This window comes from Microbulbifer maximicatervae (SeqCode) (assembly GCF_052468095.1).
Genome location: NZ_CP174332.1, coordinates 3139457 through 3156254, shown reverse-complemented (window position 1 = coordinate 3156254; position 16798 = coordinate 3139457). Strand labels below are relative to the sequence as shown.

At 48.7% G+C, this 16798-nt stretch carries 14 protein-coding genes; 12 read left to right on the top strand and 2 right to left on the bottom strand.

Features of this window, described 5'->3' with window-relative positions; translation table 11 throughout:
* The first annotated feature begins 217 nt into the window (after positions 1-217).
* The 7 genes from ACJJIL_RS13595 to ACJJIL_RS13565 all read left to right on the top strand — a co-directional run bounded on the left by ACJJIL_RS13595 (position 218) and on the right by ACJJIL_RS13565 (position 8674).
* Entirely contained in the window at positions 218-1924 is a 1707-nt protein-coding gene (locus ACJJIL_RS13595) for a FimL-related protein (protein ID WP_444905760.1), read from the top strand.
* A 14-nt stretch (positions 1925-1938) separates the two neighbouring features.
* Entirely contained in the window at positions 1939-2754 is an 816-nt protein-coding gene (nudC, locus tag ACJJIL_RS13590) for an NAD(+) diphosphatase (RefSeq protein WP_445359942.1), read from the top strand.
* A 45-nt stretch (positions 2755-2799) separates the two neighbouring features.
* Positions 2800-3450 carry a cation/multidrug efflux pump gene (locus ACJJIL_RS13585; protein WP_413665185.1) on the top strand — a complete coding sequence of 217 codons (651 nt, stop codon included), beginning with the start codon at positions 2800-2802 and terminating at the stop codon, positions 3448-3450.
* Positions 3451-3498: 48 nt separating this feature from the next.
* On the top strand, positions 3499-4644 hold the full coding sequence (gene sohB, locus ACJJIL_RS13580; RefSeq protein ID WP_445358662.1) for a protease SohB: 1146 nt from the start codon (positions 3499-3501) through the stop codon (positions 4642-4644).
* Between the two features lie 40 nt (positions 4645-4684).
* Positions 4685-5698 carry a YhdH/YhfP family quinone oxidoreductase gene (locus tag ACJJIL_RS13575; RefSeq protein WP_445359941.1) on the top strand — a complete coding sequence of 338 codons (1014 nt, stop codon included), beginning with the start codon at positions 4685-4687 and terminating at the stop codon, positions 5696-5698.
* A 159-nt stretch (positions 5699-5857) separates the two neighbouring features.
* On the top strand, positions 5858-7120 hold the full coding sequence (locus ACJJIL_RS13570; RefSeq protein WP_444916104.1) for a patatin-like phospholipase family protein: 1263 nt from the start codon (positions 5858-5860) through the stop codon (positions 7118-7120).
* Positions 7121-7474: 354 nt separating this feature from the next.
* Positions 7475-8674, top strand: a complete 1200-nt coding sequence (locus ACJJIL_RS13565) for a polysaccharide lyase (protein WP_445359940.1) — start codon at positions 7475-7477, stop codon at positions 8672-8674.
* Positions 8675-8717: 43 nt separating this feature from the next.
* On the opposite strand, the gene ACJJIL_RS13560 is transcribed toward ACJJIL_RS13565, so the two are convergent.
* Positions 8718-9488 (bottom strand): pseudouridine synthase, encoded by a 771-nt coding sequence (locus ACJJIL_RS13560; RefSeq protein WP_445359939.1) that lies wholly within the window; start codon positions 9486-9488, stop codon positions 8718-8720.
* A gap of 390 nt (positions 9489-9878) precedes the next feature.
* Here ACJJIL_RS13560 and ACJJIL_RS13555 point away from each other — a divergent pair, with 390 nt between their 5' ends.
* Positions 9879-11087: an RtcB family protein gene (locus ACJJIL_RS13555; protein WP_444932768.1), complete on the top strand. Its 1209-nt coding sequence runs from the start codon at positions 9879-9881 to the stop codon at positions 11085-11087.
* Positions 11088-11166: 79 nt separating this feature from the next.
* The gene (locus ACJJIL_RS13550) at positions 11167-11355 is read left to right on the top strand and encodes a hypothetical protein (protein WP_413665191.1); all 189 of its coding nucleotides are present in this window, start codon (positions 11167-11169) and stop codon (positions 11353-11355) included.
* 21 nt (positions 11356-11376) lie between these two features.
* Here the strand turns inward: ACJJIL_RS13550 and ACJJIL_RS13545 are convergent, their stop codons facing one another.
* Entirely contained in the window at positions 11377-11766 is a 390-nt protein-coding gene (locus ACJJIL_RS13545) for a YchJ family protein (protein WP_282933410.1), read from the bottom strand.
* A gap of 152 nt (positions 11767-11918) precedes the next feature.
* Between ACJJIL_RS13545 and ACJJIL_RS13540 the strand changes: the two genes are divergently transcribed.
* Genes ACJJIL_RS13540 through ACJJIL_RS13530 form a run of 3 tightly spaced genes read left to right on the top strand, consistent with a single transcriptional unit; the run spans position 11919 to position 16700 of the window.
* Entirely contained in the window at positions 11919-12446 is a 528-nt protein-coding gene (locus ACJJIL_RS13540; RefSeq protein ID WP_282933409.1) for a TetR/AcrR family transcriptional regulator, read from the top strand.
* 38 nt (positions 12447-12484) lie between these two features.
* On the top strand, positions 12485-13549 hold the full coding sequence (locus ACJJIL_RS13535; RefSeq protein ID WP_445359938.1) for an efflux RND transporter periplasmic adaptor subunit: 1065 nt from the start codon (positions 12485-12487) through the stop codon (positions 13547-13549).
* Between the two features lie 43 nt (positions 13550-13592).
* Positions 13593-16700, top strand: a complete 3108-nt coding sequence (locus ACJJIL_RS13530; RefSeq protein WP_444916110.1) for an efflux RND transporter permease subunit — start codon at positions 13593-13595, stop codon at positions 16698-16700.
* Positions 16701-16798 lie beyond the last annotated feature (98 nt).

Genomic DNA, 16798 nt, shown 5'->3' with positions numbered 1-16798 from the left:
AGCTTTAAACTTGAAAGTAGCAAACGCTACTGGGTTTTCTGGAAAATTCAAGTAATTTAGGGGCTTCAGCCTCGCTGCTAGGTTATTTGTCGATTATTCGGTGGAAATTGTTTGGCGAAAGGTGGACTCTTTTATTTATTGGGGTAAATTGCCCTTAATGAGGCCAGAATCATCCTGATCTGGTTGTTTTTTGTTCGATTATAGGAAGAATGCAGCGGTGCAGCCAAAGACTGAATTGCGCAAGATCAATATCACTTCTGTCAATGTAGTGAAGGATGAGCTGGTAGCTACCATCGATAATGCCGCCTCACACTTGGATAAATTTGCCGCGGATACTTCCCAAAAGCAGGCTCTCGAACAGAGTTTGGCTGCACTCAGGCAGGTCAGTGGAGTATTGCAGATGGTGCAACTCCAGGCAGCTGAGCTCCTCGCCCAAGAGAAAATCAAAGCGCTTACAGAGGTGTTAGAGGAGAGACAGAGCGCCTCAGAGGAACTGATGGAAGCGCTGGGCACAGGTTTTTACGTAATGGGACGCTACTTGGATTTTGTCCAAAGTCGTGCCATTGCCCGTCCAGAATTGCTGATTCCCTATATCAATAATTTGCGTGCGGCCCGGTCTCAGCCCCCTGTGCCGGAAAGTCATTTTTTCCGTTGTAACTTGGAGGGGGCTGTGCCTGGTGCAGGGGCTTCTGCGGTAATGTCGGAAGACTTGAATAGTTTTGTTCGCCGATTTCGTCATATGTACCAGGTTGGTTTGTTGGCTCTGTTGCGAGGTAAACCTCGGGGCCCAGCGTACACGATGATGTCTCGCGCCCTTGAGAGAATCGCAAGCATCACCATGGGGCGCCCAAACGGGCGTTTATGGGTGGTAGCAGGGGCGGCACTTGCAGGCATGGCCTCCCAGGAAATGCGCATCAGTCGATCCCGGGTGATGGTTTTCAGTATGTTTGATCGCTGGCTGCGAGCATTACAAAAAGAGTGTGATACAGCTTTAGATCAGCCTGCGCCACCGATTTTGCTGAAAGAGTGCCTCTATTGGCTGACTCTTTCCAAGCCCGAGGGCTTTGGTGGCAAGTTGCTGGAGGCCTTCTCCGCAGAGCCTCTTGATTACAGTGAAGAGGAATTAGAGCGGGAGCGAGCCACCCTTGGGGGCCCCGGCGCCACGGCAATTACCGCAGTTGCTAACGCCTTAGAGGAGGAGTTGTCCGGTGTGCGCCGAATGTTGGATGACGCTGAGTTAATTGGTACTACTACCTTGGATGCAGAAGATGGCCTCGCTTCTTCTCTACAGAGAGTGGCCGGTACCTTGCAGATGCTCAATTTTAAGCGGGTTGGAGAGAGTTTGCGCAGCGCGGTTGCGGAATACCAGAGTGCCTCCGGCGCGGGCGGTTCCATAGCGGACAGCGCACTGCAGAAACTAACAGGCCAGGTGTTGATGGTCGATAGCACGGTAAGAGCGCTCAAGCAGAGTACTTCTATTGATCTGGATGAATACGGTCATGCGGATATTGCCTTTGAGCACAGCCAGCTGGCGGAAGCGGAAGTGGCTGTACTTAAAGAGGCTGAAGCCGGTTTGGCGTTGATTAAGAGAGCGCTGGCGGCCTATGCAGAGTCCGACTTTGATCATGGCCATATTCGCAATGTTTCCACTACTTTGAACTCAGTGCGCGGAGGCTTGATCGTTCTCAACTTAAGTAGAGCGGCGGCCGTAGTTGAAGGTTTGCTGAACTTTGTTGAGACTGTTATCGACCGTCATGATGCCGGCCCTGAAGTAGAGCAATCTTTACATATTTTTGCCGATGCGATTATCAGCCTTGAGTATTATCTGGGAGAGGTAAAGCTGCATAGGCAAGCAGATATTCAATCCCTCAGTCTCGCTATCGAAAGCTTGACTGCTCTGGGTTATCCCGTTGAGGCCGCATAATTAAGGAGGTCTCCTTGGTAGATAAGTTTGTCCCAGCGGGTAATGTGTGGGCAGTCCCGGAATTTTCCCAGCATATCCTGATTGCTGATGGGCTGATTCTCTGCCGAGGAGATTTTTTCCTCCACGACGCCCAGGTATTGGTGGCGGAGGCTGTTCAATCCAGCCACTACTTGGGAGAGCTAAGTGGGCGAGCGTGTGGTGTCCACGTTTTGTCTCGCCAGGTTGAAATTGCCGGCTATGAATGGCGAAACCTGCGCAGCCTGCTGACTTTGGTTGAGGAGCCGATGTTTGCATTGGCTGGGCGGGCGCTACAGATTTCCCATTGGGATAGCCAACATCGATTTTGCGGTCGTTGTGGCACTCCCACCATCTATCACTCTAATGATCGCGCTCGCACCTGTCCGGCTTGTGATCTTACTGTCTATCCCAGAATCTCCCCCTGTGTAATTATGCTTGTTACCCGGGGAGATGAGTGTCTCTTGGCTCGTCACGCCTCGCGTCGAAATGCAACTTATACGGCCCTCGCTGGGTTTATAGAGCCCGGTGAGAGTGCAGAGCAAGCGCTGGTGCGTGAAGTCTATGAGGAAGTAGGGCTCAAAGTGGGTGCCCTGGAGTATGTGGGGAGCCAATCCTGGCCTTTTCCCGGGCAGTTGATGATCGGGTATTTGGCGGAGTGGCAAGGTGGGGGATTGTGCTTGGACCCCAATGAGATAGAAGAGGCAAACTGGTTCCACTACAGTTCATTGCCAGCTATACCGCCCATACAAACCCTGTCCGGCCGCTTGATCCACACTTTTGTCGAAAAGGCTGCAGCGAAGAACCGCCCGTAAGGTTGGTTTAAAGATGTTGCGCAGTATCAGGGAGTAGAAATCATAATGTATATAGCGATTACCTTTATTATTGCCATCCTGGCGTTGTTGTTTGTGTTTTGGGGGGCGCGAGTCCTGCTATCAGGAAATTGGTTCCTGGGGTTTATACGTGGTTCCGCCGGTCTTTTTCTTTTTGCAACTGCCCTTTGGATTGTTCTGATTGCTGCAGATGTTTACAGCTATAGAAACCTGGCTGAAGAGCACAGTGTTGGCATTGTTTCGTTTCGAAAAATTGCCGAGCAGCAATTTGAAGTCAAGTTTTCTGATGCGGATGGTATAGCGCAAAAGTTTGAATTGCTTGGGGATCAGTGGCAGTTGGATGCCCGAATGCTCAAGTGGCAGGGTCCATTAGCCCGCTGGGGAATTAAGCCCGCTTATCGTCTGGACAGGTTGAGTGGTCGCTATCTCACGCTACAGGATGAGCGAGCTCGCGAGCGTTCTGTCCATGAAATAGAGGGGGCGAACTATGGCGTGGATGTCTGGCAGTTTGTACGCGGTGTTGATCGCAAGTTGCCCTTTGTTGATGCGGTATATGGCAGTGCCACATTTCTGCCTATGGAGGACGGTGCGGTTTACGAGGTGCGTATTAGCCACAGCGGTTTGTTGGCTCGTCCCCTTAATCAGCGAGCAACTTCCGCCTTGGAAGGTTGGCAGTAAAATACTGAAGCTAAATAAAAATTAGTTAAGACGGAAAATGGAGTCTAAGTGGAATTTTTAATTGAATACGGCCTTTTTCTAGCCAAAATTGTTACGGTTGTCGTGGCCTTAATGGTGTTGATAGGTTTTATTTTTGCAAATCGAGAGCAGCTGAAAGAGCGTGTTCAGGGCCATATCACAGTTACACATTTGAATGATCGCTACGAGCAGTTTAAAGAAACACTGCTTGAAGCTGTGATGGATAAGCACGAATTCGCCCGTCGTAAAAAGCAAATGGCGAAAGAAAAGAAGACTCAGGAAAAAGCCCTGGCTAAAAAACATAAAGCTGAGAGCAAAAAGCAGCCTGAAAAAAGTGCTGCTACTTCTTCTGACGTTGCTAAAGAGGAAGGGGAGCATGAGTCCAAGGGTATAAAAGGGGAGTTGGTCTCCGAGCGCAAGCGTGTCTTTGTTATGCAATTTAATGGAGATATCAAAGCGAGTGCGCTTTCCCACTTGCGTGAAGAGGTGACGGCCATTCTTCAAGTGGCAGAGTCCGGAGATGAAGTTCTCCTTTGTCTTGAAAGCCCTGGGGGCATGGTGGCGAACTATGGTTTGGCCGCCAGCCAGTTAACCAGGATTCGCAGTGCAGGTATCCATTTGACTATTGCTGTTGATAAAGTAGCTGCCAGTGGGGGCTATATGATGGCCTGTGTTGCAGACCGTATTCTGGCAGCACCCTTTGCGATGTTGGGCTCTATTGGTGTTTTAGCTCAGATGCCGAACTTTAACCGCCTGCTGAAGCGCAATGATATCGATTACGAACTGTTTACTGCGGGTCAGTACAAGCGCACTGTAACCATGTTTGGTGAAAATACTGAGGAAGGTAAACAGAAGTTCCAAGAGGATTTAGATGAGATCCATATTCTGTTTCAGCACTTTGTCGGGGAGTACCGTCAAAAACTTGACGTCGACAAAGTTGCCACGGGCGAGGTTTGGTTCGGGCAAAAAGCTCTATCCTTGGGACTGGTCGATGAACTGAAAACATCAGATGAATACTTGACCAGTTGTGCTAAGGACTGCGACTTATATCAGGTGGAATTCAAAGAACGGAAAAATATAGCTAAGAAAATAGGGCTGGCGGCAGAAGCAGGTGTGGAATCGGCGGTCACTCGTCTCTTTTCACGGCTGGCAGCTCTGCGTCATCAGGCTCAATAGTTGTAACGTTACAGGTTGATAGTGCTGCGGGATATACCCCATGGAAATAGAAAAGGATGAAAAATTTCGGGCAATTCAGGTTGCTGAAGTAGCTTCGGGAAAGTTTGACCAGTCTGTTGTTGAGCGTCAACTTTCTGAGCTTCCCGATAACCCCTTGCTGTTGGCCGTAAGTTATTCATCCTTGAATTTCAAAGATTCTTTATCTGCGTTTGGCAATCGTGGGATTACTAATACCTATCCCCATACTCCGGGCATTGATGCGGTGGGCAAAGTGCTGTTCGATCGGAGCAAGACGTTTCAACCGGGTGCCGAATTATTGGTCAATGGCTACGATTTGGGCATGAATACTTCTGGTGGACTTGCAGAGCGTATTGCCGTTCCTCCGCAATGGGCCTTGCCAGTCCCCGAGGGCCTAACAGCTTGGGAGTCTATGGCACTGGGTACGGCGGGTTTTACCGCCGCGCTTTGTGTTGAAAAGCTCCTGGAGTCCGGCGCATCTCCTGAGGATGGAGAGATTCTGGTAACAGGTTCAACGGGGGGCGTCGGCTCTGTTGCCGTAGCCTTGCTGGCGAAGCTAGGCTTTCGTGTCGCAGCAGTGACGGGAAAGTTGGAGTCTGCTGATTATTTGGCGAGATTGGGCGCATGGAAGGTTCTCGACCGGGATACACTGGCCCCTTTTGCCAATAAAGCGATGGCCAAGCCATTGTGGGCTTGGGCTGTAGATACTGTGGGCGGGGAAACGCTTTTTAATGTCATTAAATCCCTGCGCTACGGCGGCGGAGTGGCTGCTTGTGGTATGGCTTCAGGTGCTCAATTTCACGCCAATGTGTTTCCATTTATCTTGCGCGGTATTAGTTTGTTGGGTGTGGATAGCGCTGTTTTGCCAATAGAAAAGAAGGCAGAAGTATGGAAGCGGTTGGCCCGTGAGTGGTATATCGGCGATAAGCTCGACAGTACTGCAGAGAATATTAGCCTTGATCAGGCTCCGGAGTTTCTTGCGCGCTTAAATAGAGGGCATGGAATAGGTCGTTACGTTGTAGATATGGCTCTCTAATAGATCTATCGATTTAGAATAATAAGTACACTTAAAAGATTCTATTTATCTTACCAAATATCCCCGACAACTCTGAATCTGAGTTGTATATGGGCTTTTTTCTCAATAGCCTTTAAGCGGACTCTGTTGTTTGCGGGCTTGTTGTATTGGAAGAAAACTTTGTCGACAAGTAACAGTGAAAGTAACAAACCTGGCCAGCGTAACGCTCTGGTTCTCTCTGGGGGAGGTGCGCGTGCTGCCTATCAAGCGGGCGTTTTAAGGGCGCTTGCGGAACTGGTTCCAGAAGATAATCCTCGGCCCTTTCAAATAATCTGCGGCACCTCTGCAGGAGCGATGAACGCGATGCTTCTCGCCTCTCATACAGGTACCTTTAAAGAAGCTGTCGACAGAATGTGCTCAGTTTGGTTGCAGCTTAGTGTTGAGCAGGTTTATCGCACCAGTTGGCGTAGTTTACTTGGAAATCTGTTTTCTATTAGTCGTTCGCTCTTGAACCAAGGTGTGGGTAGACAAAAACCTTTGGCACTCCTGGATAACAGTCCGCTGCGCAGTTTGGTTGAGCGCGAGATAAACTTTGACAATATTCAAAAAAATATTTCGGCTGGGCATTTGCATGCCACAAGTGTTAATGCGCTTTCTTATAGTGAAGGGCAGTCCGTCAGCTTTTTTCAAGGAGCGGAGAATGTTAAAGGATGGCAGCGGTTTCGTCGCTTTGGAGTGCCCACTCAATTAACCTCGGACCACCTATTGGCGTCAGCAGCAATTCCTGCCATTTTCCCGGCGGTCAAATTGGATGGAGTTTATTTTTGCGATGGTGCTATTCGTCTGATGGCCCCGATTAGTCCGGCACTGCATCTTGGTGCCAAGCGTGTCTTTGTGGTGGGTGTGTCGGACAACCGTTCTCCAGCCCATTGGGGGAGTCGCAACAGTCCTGCGCAGATGGAGTCCCCTTCGATGGCACAAATAGCTGCTCAGTTATTCAATGCCGCATTTATCGATAGCTTGGAGGCAGACTTGGAGCATCTGGATCGAGTAAATATGTTACTTGACTATGTGGATCCAATAGATCACACGGATTTGAAATTGTTGCGTTCGGTAGAGTCGGTTGTTATTGAGCCCTCGCAGAGTTTAGGGCGTCTTAGTGGAAGAAAACTTGGTCACCTCCCCTCGGCGCTACGCTGGTTGTTCCGCTCAACGGGTGCGACCAACCCCGGTGGCGGTGTTTCCGCAGCCAGTTATCTATTATTTGAAAGGCCATATATCGAGGAACTTATCGATCTCGGCTATCAGGATGCCATGTGGGAAAAAGATAAATTGCGTAGTTTCCTACAGCCGGAGCCAGAAGGTAAAACTGAGCGCAAGGGGCTATTTGGGATTCGCAGTAAATCTCAAGAAGAGGCTTCTCACGGTAACCCTGAACACTAATTTTAGTTTCTACTTCCCTTATTGGCGTGACTACCGCCTTTCATCTCAGTGAATATTTTTGCATCAAGTTTCTAAAGGGCGTTAAACGCCCTTAAATCCAATATTGTTCCGCCAAGACGGCGGAATCCTTTAGCATTTATTTTCGCGCTTTCTTATGATTTTCTCGGGCTATGTGTGCCCTCACTCATCCGAACAAGTAGCTTCTATATTTAATAGTGATGTCAATGCTGTCGGGTATTATTCAAGATGTTATCCGTGTTTTTACTCGTGACTCTTTTTTCATTTAGTATAGGTAATCAGGATTTCGCCCAGATGATCGGTAGGGTTGATCGGGTTGAATATTTGGGGGGAGGCTTGGTTGTTTCTGGGTGGGCTTGTCAGAAAGGAGTATTCAAGTCAGTTTCTGTTGGTCTTTATCTAGGTAGCGATAGGAGAAGCGGGTTTCCGATAAAAATTTCTAGAGCTGATCAGGCGTCGTCAAAAGGAATTGCCAATATATGTGATACCCAGGATGTTCCCCATGGATTCAAGTTCTATTTGAATTATGAGGAAATGAAAAAATTTGTAAGAAAGAAGATCTATGTATACGGGTTTTCATCAAATCAAGGCAGATTCAGTACAATTTCAAATTCTGGTAGATATCGGGTTGGGATTCCCTATATGAGATATACCGATATTACCTTGTTGCGAAGAACTTTTGATTTACAACCACTGGCCACGTTTGATGATCAGCATTTAAATTTAATTCCAATGCCCGGTGATGGGTATGCTCTGGAAGCTCAGTATATTCCTTATGAAAAGGGCTCTGAGAGAATTAGTTCATCAACCCAATTAGCCAAATCTGTTTCATCGGCAACTCTCGCTTACGATGTGAAGTTTCATCGGAACTTCGAATTTGTTAAGGGAGGTAAGCTACACGGCCTTGCTGGTGGGGGGCAGGCTTCAGGATGCGTACCTATCGATCCGAAGAGTTGGAGTGTGCGGGTTAAGTTTGGTGCGGAGGGTAGGGTCGGGCTCTATACCTATCATCAGGATAGAGTCGCTCGGTGTGGAGATGGGTATCAAGGGAATGACAGCTTTAGATTTGAGCGGGATACTTGGTATCGGATTGAGTTGTTTGTGCAATTAAATAGCAGTGCAACTAATGCTGACGGATATATCGAGCTATTTATAAATGGCAAAAAAATTGTAGAGGAACAAGGGTTACGGCTGACTGGTAGTGATAGGGTAGCTATTGATAAATTTCAGTTCAGTACTTTTCATGGCGGTAGTTCAGCTTTGTGGTCACCCTCCAAAAAAGTCTATGCCTACTTTGACAATATTTCAGTGAAGCAAGGGAGAAAGATATATGGCCTTAAGGGGGCTGTATGCGAAAATGAGAAAGCTGGAATATACAATGGGTCGGGAGCTTGCTGTTCCAGCTCGTGTGGGGCCTGTGGCGGCCCCGGATGCGGCCAATTAAATGGCGGAAGTTCAGCCTGCTGCACATCGGAAATTATTAATTCAGCACCATTGTGCTCCTATCCTGGGCAAGTCGCCCCATGCACCATGTAAGGCTTGGCTTGAGGGGTTTTTAGTAACTTAGGAGTTTTATAAATTAAAGTTGCCATTTAAATCGCTGAATTAATTGCAAGAAACTTCCCTGTATTTCGCATTGTATTTTCAGTTGAGAACCGCTCACCGGATGTTCAAGCTTGAGTTCAGATGCGTGCAAAAGCAGTCTAGAGCACTCGAGCCTGTTGGCAAAGAAACGATTATGGGTTGACTTTCCATATTTCGGGCAGCCAATCAGAGGGTGATGGATATGCTTGAAATGCCTTCTTATTTGATGGCGCCGCCCTGTTTTCAATTGGATTTCTACCAGGGAATACCGGCTGGTCGGGTAGCGGTCAACCTCATAAGGTAACTCAATAGTCTCCAAGCGTCGGTGCAGTGTAACAGCCTGCTGACGTGGCAGATCCGTTTTCGGTCGCTTCCTCTGGTGTTTGAAGTCGGCAACGGGGGGGAGGGCATAGTCAATGACACCTTTTTCCGGGCTATATCCTCTACATACAGCAATATATTTTTTTGATGATAAATCACTTTCCAGCTGCTGCTGTACCTGAGCAGCAATCTCGCTGCTTTTCGCAAAAATAATAACACCGGAGGTAGGCTTATCCAGTCGATGTATTGGATAAAGAAAGCTACCACATAGGTCCCTCAAATATTGCAAAAGTACACGCTTTTCATGGCGGTCTATTTCTGATCTGTGAACAAGCCACCCCTCTGGTTTATAAGCGGCAAGTAAGTAGTCGTCTTCAAAGAGAATGGTAGGTTCTTGTGTGGTCATTTTGGGGGTGTGGCGACTGGACTGTAATTTCGGTAACACGATTTTATGGCATAGCGAGCCCTCAAGCTATGTTGAAAAGTAAAAGTTGGTCAGTGAATTCAGGGTAGAATTTTTATCGATAGACAAAAAACAGGCTTGACATGGTACCAAATGAGAATAAACTGCACCTAAATTCCATTGCTGATCTAGTTTCAAGGTTGGCATTCTAATTGGTAGTATTTTTGAAGTGGATCGCACCACTAAGGAGCCGTGAAATGCGAAATGTAGATATTAAGAGTTTATTTGTTTAATCGCTTTTCACGCACTTGAGCTTGGAAAGTGATATTGCTTTCCAAGCCAGACCTTCCAAAAGCCCTGGCAAATGCCGGGGCTTTTTTGTTTTAGCTTGGATTGCCGTTTCTGTTAAGTGGATTAATCCAGGGATAAAATATGCCTGTAAAAACAGTGTTAAATCGAAATGCACCGCCTGGCACGGTACCGGTAAAAATCTATACCGATGATATTGAGCCCAAGGCAATGCAACAGTTAAAGAGTATTGCTCAGCTTCCTATTGTGCACTCCCATGTTGCTGCTATGCCGGATGTGCATTTGGGAAAGGGGGCAACGGTAGGATCGGTGATCCCAACGGTAAGTGCGATAATTCCTGCTGCCGTTGGGGTGGATATCGGTTGTGGAATGAATGCGGTGCGAACTTCGCTACATGCCCATCAGCTGCCAGACAATCTGAAAGCACTGCGGGACGCCATTGAGGTGAAAGTGCCGGTTGGTCAGGGAAGACATAAACTGATCAGCGCCAGGGAATCTGCCTGCAAACTTTTAGCTCCCGGTGTGGATAGATTGTTTTCAAAGCATCCAGGGCTACTGAAGAGGCTGCATCAACCACAAAAAACCTGGGTGACCCAAATGGGTACATTGGGGGGTGGCAATCACTTTATCGAAATTTGTATTGATGAGAGTGGTGCTGTCTGGGTGATGTTGCATTCGGGGAGTCGAGGGATTGGCAATGCTATTGGTCAGCATTTTATCCAGTTGGCCCGACGGGATATGGCTGGGCATATGCACAATCTTCCGGATAAGGATCTGGCCTATTTCTCAGAAGGCTGCCAGAATTTTGACGATTATATTGAGGCGGTTAATTGGGCGCAGGAATATGCGCGCTGGAACAGGCAGGAAATGATGAAGCTTGTGCTTGGATGCCTGAAGGTCAGCTTACCAAAGTTTACTTTGACCACAGAGGCAATTAACTGCCACCACAATTATGTTGTTCGCGAGCGCCATTTTGATAGAGATGTATTCGTGACTCGCAAAGGGGCTATTAGTGCCCAGAGAGATCAACTGGGAATTATTCCCGGCTCTATGGGGGCTAAGTCATATATCGTGCGTGGGCTTGGCAATAAGGAATCCTTTTGTTCCTGCGCACACGGGGCTGGCCGAAAAATGAGTCGTACAGCGGCTCGCCAGCGTTTTACCAGAAAGGACTTGGAAGATCAGACCCAAGGTGTGCAATGCCGTAAAGATAAGGGCGTTCTGGATGAGATTCCTGCTGCTTATAAGGATATTGATCAGGTGATGGAGAACCAGTCCGATCTTGTGGAAGTGGTGCACACGCTACGCCAGGTAATTTGTATCAAGGGGTAAATAAGGAGGTATCAATACAAGTTTTGAGTGAGAAGATATTTGGAAGAGTGGATCTACTAAAAGTAAAAGGTGAAGTTTTATGAAAAAGAAAGAAAAAATTCGTAGTTACGTTGCGCGTAATCCGCTAATGAGAAAGGGCGGTGCCCACGTAAAGGCAAAATCTTCGGGTCGTTTCGCTAGCAAGCAGAAGCTTCGTAAAGAGGTGCGGGAGTGCGACTCCCGCCCCCAGGCTTTTGCTGCTATTTTTTCGTTGATATCGCCTCTTTAGTTAGCCGTGTTCTCTGCTAGCCTATTTCCCATCAGGCCAGTTGGGTAGAGCTTCCAAATATACCCAGCGCTTCTTAAATAACTTAAATAGTGAAATTTCGTGAATCAGGTGTTCTTGGTCATTTTCTGTATACCAAGCCTTAAATTCTACAATCGACTTTTTTAGTCCCGCCTTGCTCTTAATAACTTCCAATTGTGTCCATTGGGTTTCAATATCCTCAGCTTGCAGTTCTGGGCAGGTGTCGGGATGCCAGGTTTTTTTCAGGTACCGAAAGTTTCCGGTTGCAAAGGCTGTATAGCGACTGCGCATAACCGCTTCTGCATTATTGGGGTAAGCTTTTCCCGACAAATAGAGTCCGCAGCAGGTATCAAGGGGCTTGCCCGATCCACAGGGGCAGTACCGATCCGTCATAAATCATCTCTCCAGCGTGAACTTAACGCTCTCGTAACACTTTTTAACCATGTTTTCTGGGGAGGGAGCGTAGCATAGCTTGACCTTTGAAATGTTGCCGCTAAGATACCGACCAACCGGTTGGTTTTGATTGGTGATGCCCAGGAGGTCATGTGTCGAGAGTCGACAAAGCTGCCATTGTTCGAGCAGCAGAAGAAGTAGTCCGGGATCGCGGGGCGCGTAAGTTGACCCTGGATGCGGTGGCTGCACAGTGCGGGCTCAGCAAGGGCGGTTTGATTCATCATTTTCGAACTAAGCAGTCACTCCTGAAGGCGATGCTGGAGGCGGCAATAGCTCGTGAAGATGACAGTGTTGCCACTTTTGTGTCCTCGGGGGACAGCTTGTTGGTGTCGCGTTTGAAGAGCATTTTTGAATTGATGGAGGACGACAAGGGGCTGCCTCGCTCACTGATCGCCGCCGTGGCCGAAGACCCCATGTTGCTGGGGCCGGTAAAAGACAAAGAGGAGCAGCAGCGTCGCGATATCTGCGATGCGTATCGTGACCCGGAAATGGCGGAACTGCTAATCCTGGCGGCCCAGGGCATGTTCCTGGGTCGCGTACTCGGTGTGGTTGAGTCTGAAGACCCGATTATTGAACGTTTACAGGGACGTCTGCTGGCGCTCTCTGCCGACCTGAACTAAAGGTCAGCCCCAGTTAATACAGTTTGTGGATGATGAATATGAATATATCGCCAAGATCGCGTTTCTCATTGGCCGTTTTGATTGCAGCAGTTGCAGTTCTGGCAGGATGCTCCGAATCGAAGACGGAGCAGGCGCAAGCAGAGCACGTCTGGCCCGTGAAAGTAGCTACCGTTGCCAGTAATGACCAGGTCAAAGATCGACAGTTTGCTGGTCGTGTTAAGGCAGTGCAGAGTGTCGACCTATCTTTCCAGGTTGGCGGGAAGCTGGACAAGCTCACAATTCGCGAAGGTGAAATTATTCCTAAGGGAACCCTGATCGCAGAACTTGATCAGCGGGATTACCTGCGCAGGGTAAAAGAAGCCCGATTAAATGTAGAGTTGCTGGAAAAAACCCTCAATCGTCAGCGCTCTCTGGCAGGGTCAAAAGTTATTTCACAGCAGCAGCTGGATGAAACGAAAAGTAACTTTGACTTGGCTAAAGTTACCCTGGAACGTGCTGAGCAGGACCTGGCTTATACCCAGCTAAGGGTTCCTTTCGATGCTTTGGCAACTCGCCAGCTGGTAGAGAATTACACCAACGTCCAGGCCGGCCAGGCAATTGTCCGTTTGCAGAATATTTCTGAAGTTCGAATTCAAATCTCCGTGCCTGAAAAGCTGTTGGCCACGGTTAATGAAGAGCAAGTCAACTCCATGACCGCCGAGTTTGAATTTCTGCCGGGCAAGGAGTTCCCACTTACTTACCGTGAGCACCAGGCTGAGGCAGATAGCGTTACCCAGACTTACGTTGTCGAGTTTGGAATGCCCCGCCCCGAAAATGTACAGATCCTTCCCGGCATGACCGCTCGCGTTAGTGTGAAGTTGAATAAAGCGAGTGGTGACCTGTGGGTTCCCCTTTCAGCAGTGCAGACTGGCCCGGAAGGTAAGCCCTATGTTTGGCAAATTAATGCAGACCAGTCTGTCTCCAAAGCTTCCGTGACCCTCGGGCGTACTGATGGTGAGTCGGTTCAGATTAAAGATGGCATTAGCCCTTCTATGAAACTGGTTGCTACCGGCGGCCAGCACCTTTATGACGGTGCAAAAGTACGCAATTACGCACAGCACTAATTAGTGTGTTAGCTCTGGCCCTGTTAACAGTAGGGAAAATGTTGTGAAGATTTCTGACATATTTATAGAAAAGCCAGTTTATAGCTGGCTGTTGATGCTGATTTGCTTAATCGGTGGTCTTTGGGGGCTTTCAGATATTGGTCGCCTCGAAGATCCTGCGTTTACGATCAAGGAAGCCCGTGTTTACACCTTCTACCCAGGCGCCAGCGCCCAGCGTGTAGAAGAGGAGGTCACCGAAAAGCTTGAGGTAGCCATCCAGCAAATGGGACAGCTGGACAAGGTCTCTTCCACTTCAAGTCCGGGGATGTCTGAAATTCGGGTGGAAATCAAAGATCAGTATGCCTCGCAGGAACTTGCCCAGGTTTGGGATGAATTGCGGCGCAAGGTTAATGATGCTCAAAGTGACCTGCCCAGCGGCGCTTTACCTTCTATTGTGAATGATGATTTTGGTGAGGTTTACGGTATTTATTATGCGATTACCGGAGAAGGGTTTTCGCTGACTGAAATGCGTGAAATTACCAAAGCGATTCGCAGGGAGTTACTGGGAGTTGAGGGGGTTGCCAAGGTTTCCCGCTCAGGCATTATCGACGAAGTGGCTTACCTGGATATTGATGAATCCCGCCTGGCCCAGTTTGGTTTTTCCCTAGATGACTTAGCGCAGGTACTGCAATCTGAAAGTTCGACCCAGAAAGTCGGCGAGATTGGAGGTCAGGATTTACGTACCCGCATACTGGTTGATAATCCTGCGAGTGACCTGGAATCCATTCGTAATATTCTCGTCGGCGTGCCCGGTTCTACCGCGATGCTGGCCGTCCGTGATATCGCCGATATTTCTCTCGGTTATGATGAGAGCCCAAGCTTTATTGCCCGATTTGATGGTAAGCAGGCCATACTGCTGGGTGTGGCCGGTGCGGAAAATACCAATATCGTGAACGTTGGCAAGGCGGTAGAGGCCAGGCTGGAGCTGATTAAACAGGCATTGCCCCTGGGTGTAGAAATCCATCCTATTTACGAACAGCACCAGGTAGTAGAGGAGAGTGTTGACGGTTTCCTCTTTAACCTGGTTTCCTCTGTCGTGATCGTTACTCTAGTACTTTGTGTATTTATGGGCTGGCGATCCGGTGTTGTGGTTGGCACTGTCCTCGGTTTGACCGTTTTGGGCACCGTGTTAATCATGAACCTGTTTGGCTTGAATTTGCAGCGGATCTCTCTCGGTGCCCTGATTATCGCCATGGGTATGTTGGTTGATAATGCCATTGTGGTTGCCGAAGGGATGCTGATGGGGGTTCAGAGAAAAGAAGAGCCTAAGAGTGCTGCCAGGCGCGTAGTCCGCCAGACTTTCTGGCCGCTGCTGGGTGCGACCATTATCGGTATTATGGCGTTCTCCGGTATCGGTCTGTCCGATGATGCTACTGGCGAATTCCTTTTCTCCCTGTTTGCGGTAATTGGTATCTCCCTGCTACTCAGCTGGATACTGGCAATTACTATTACTCCTTACTTGGGCTATCACCTGTTTAAGCCGGGTAAGCAAGCCGACTCGGATGATCCGTACGATGGCCGCTTCTACAACATGTATTCCGGTGCTTTATCAGGAGCGTTGAAGCGCAGGGGCCTGACCATTGCAGTACTTATTGTGGTGACCCTGGCCAGCTACTTTGCTTTCGGGTTTGTGAAGCAGGGGTTCTTCCCCAATTCAAATGCTCCTCTTTTTTATGTTAACTACTTCATGCCTCAGGGCAGTGATATTAACCGTACAGACAGGGCGCTTCAGGAAGCGACTGCATTCTTCCAAGAACAGGATGAAGTTGTCTCCGTAACGGCGGTAGCTGGTCGCGGGGCTGATCGCTTTATGCTGACCTATGCTCCCGAGCCACCCAATGCGTCTTATGGCCAGTTGATTGTTCGCACTGAAAACCGGGAGCAAATCCCCCAGTTGATTGAGAGTGCCAAGGCGAAGTTGCGTGTAGCGCAGCCGGAAGCATTGATTACTTTCAAGCGCCTGGTGTTTGGTCCCGGTGGCGGATCGGATGTTGAAGTGCGTATTTCAGGTCCGGATTACCAGACACTGCGTACCTTGGCGGTCAGTGTAGAACAGCAGTTCCGTGAAAAAGGACTGGAAGATATTCGTCACAACTGGCGCAGCAGAGAGCCTACTCTGCACGCACATCTGGATGATGAGCGGGCGCGAGTTGCCGGGGTTACCAATGCTGATGTCAGCCGTATGATTCAGTTTGCCACTGCAGGTTACACCGTTGGCGACTTTGAAAGCGGTGACCGTATTATCCCTATTGTTGCCCGCATGCCAGAGGGAGATCGCAATCAAGTGGGTTCACTGGAAGACCGCTTGGTGTGGAGCCCCAATGAGCAGGGATATATTCCGGCAGGACAGTTGATTACTGATTTCGAGTTAACCGCTGATGAAGGATTGATCCAAAGACGCAACAGGGTGCCGACTATTACCATCAGTGCGGATGCGCCTGAAGGTGTTACGGCAATGGCAGCCTTTGGCCGTATACGTCCCTGGGTTGAAGAGATGAAGTTGCCACCAGGCTTCAAGGTTGAATTCGGTGGTGAGTACGAAAGTTCTACCGATGCGCAGAAGTCGTTAGGTAAAGGTTTACCCTTGGGCTTCCTGATTATGATCCTGGTGTCGATACTGCTGTTCGGTACTGTTCGGGAGCCAGTGATTATCTGGCTGGTTGTTCCTATGTGTCTCGTCGGTGTTGTTGTCGGGTTGTTGGCGACGGGATTACCATTTGGATTTATGTCTCTTCTCGGTGTCCTCAGCTTGTCTGGTATGTTGATTAAAAATGCCGTGGTATTGGTGGATGAGATTGAGGTTCAGACCCACGCGGGCCTACCGAGATTGACAGCTATCCAACGGGCCAGCGTTAGCCGTTTGCGTCCGGTATTCCTTGCCGCTGTCACTACTATTTTGGGAATGTCCCCGCTTCTGTTCGACGCTTTCTTTGCGGATATGGCGGTGACAATTATGGGTGGGCTTGGATTTGCTACGGTGTTGACACTGATTGCAATCCCTGTGTTCTATGCGGTATTCCACAAAGTGAGACCCAACGAAGTAATCGGCGGGGAAACTGAAACCAAGGAGCAACGCAAAGAGGCGGCTATTAGCGAACCTGTATCCGTTTAAAACATGTTTGCCCTAATTTGGGGCTGATCTAAGAGTCCCGTGCCAAGTTACTATTCGCTTGGTACGGGATTTTTTTTGTCTTCGTTTTTTATCCATAA

What these genes read in the sequence shown, in the direction of transcription:
- ACJJIL_RS13585 (WP_413665185.1), top strand. Translation starts at nt 2,800, where the DNA reads ATGTATATAGCGATTACCTTTATTATTGCCATCCTGGCGTTGTTGTTT.
- ACJJIL_RS13575 (WP_445359941.1), top strand. Translation starts at nt 4,685, where the DNA reads ATGGAAATAGAAAAGGATGAAAAATTTCGGGCAATTCAGGTTGCTGAA.
- ACJJIL_RS13555 (WP_444932768.1), top strand. Translation starts at nt 9,879, where the DNA reads ATGCCTGTAAAAACAGTGTTAAATCGAAATGCACCGCCTGGCACGGTA.
- ACJJIL_RS13550 (WP_413665191.1), top strand. Translation starts at nt 11,167, where the DNA reads ATGAAAAAGAAAGAAAAAATTCGTAGTTACGTTGCGCGTAATCCGCTA.
- ACJJIL_RS13545 (WP_282933410.1), bottom strand. Translation starts at nt 11,766, where the DNA reads ATGACGGATCGGTACTGCCCCTGTGGATCGGGCAAGCCCCTTGATACC.
- ACJJIL_RS13535 (WP_445359938.1), top strand. Translation starts at nt 12,485, where the DNA reads ATGAATATATCGCCAAGATCGCGTTTCTCATTGGCCGTTTTGATTGCA.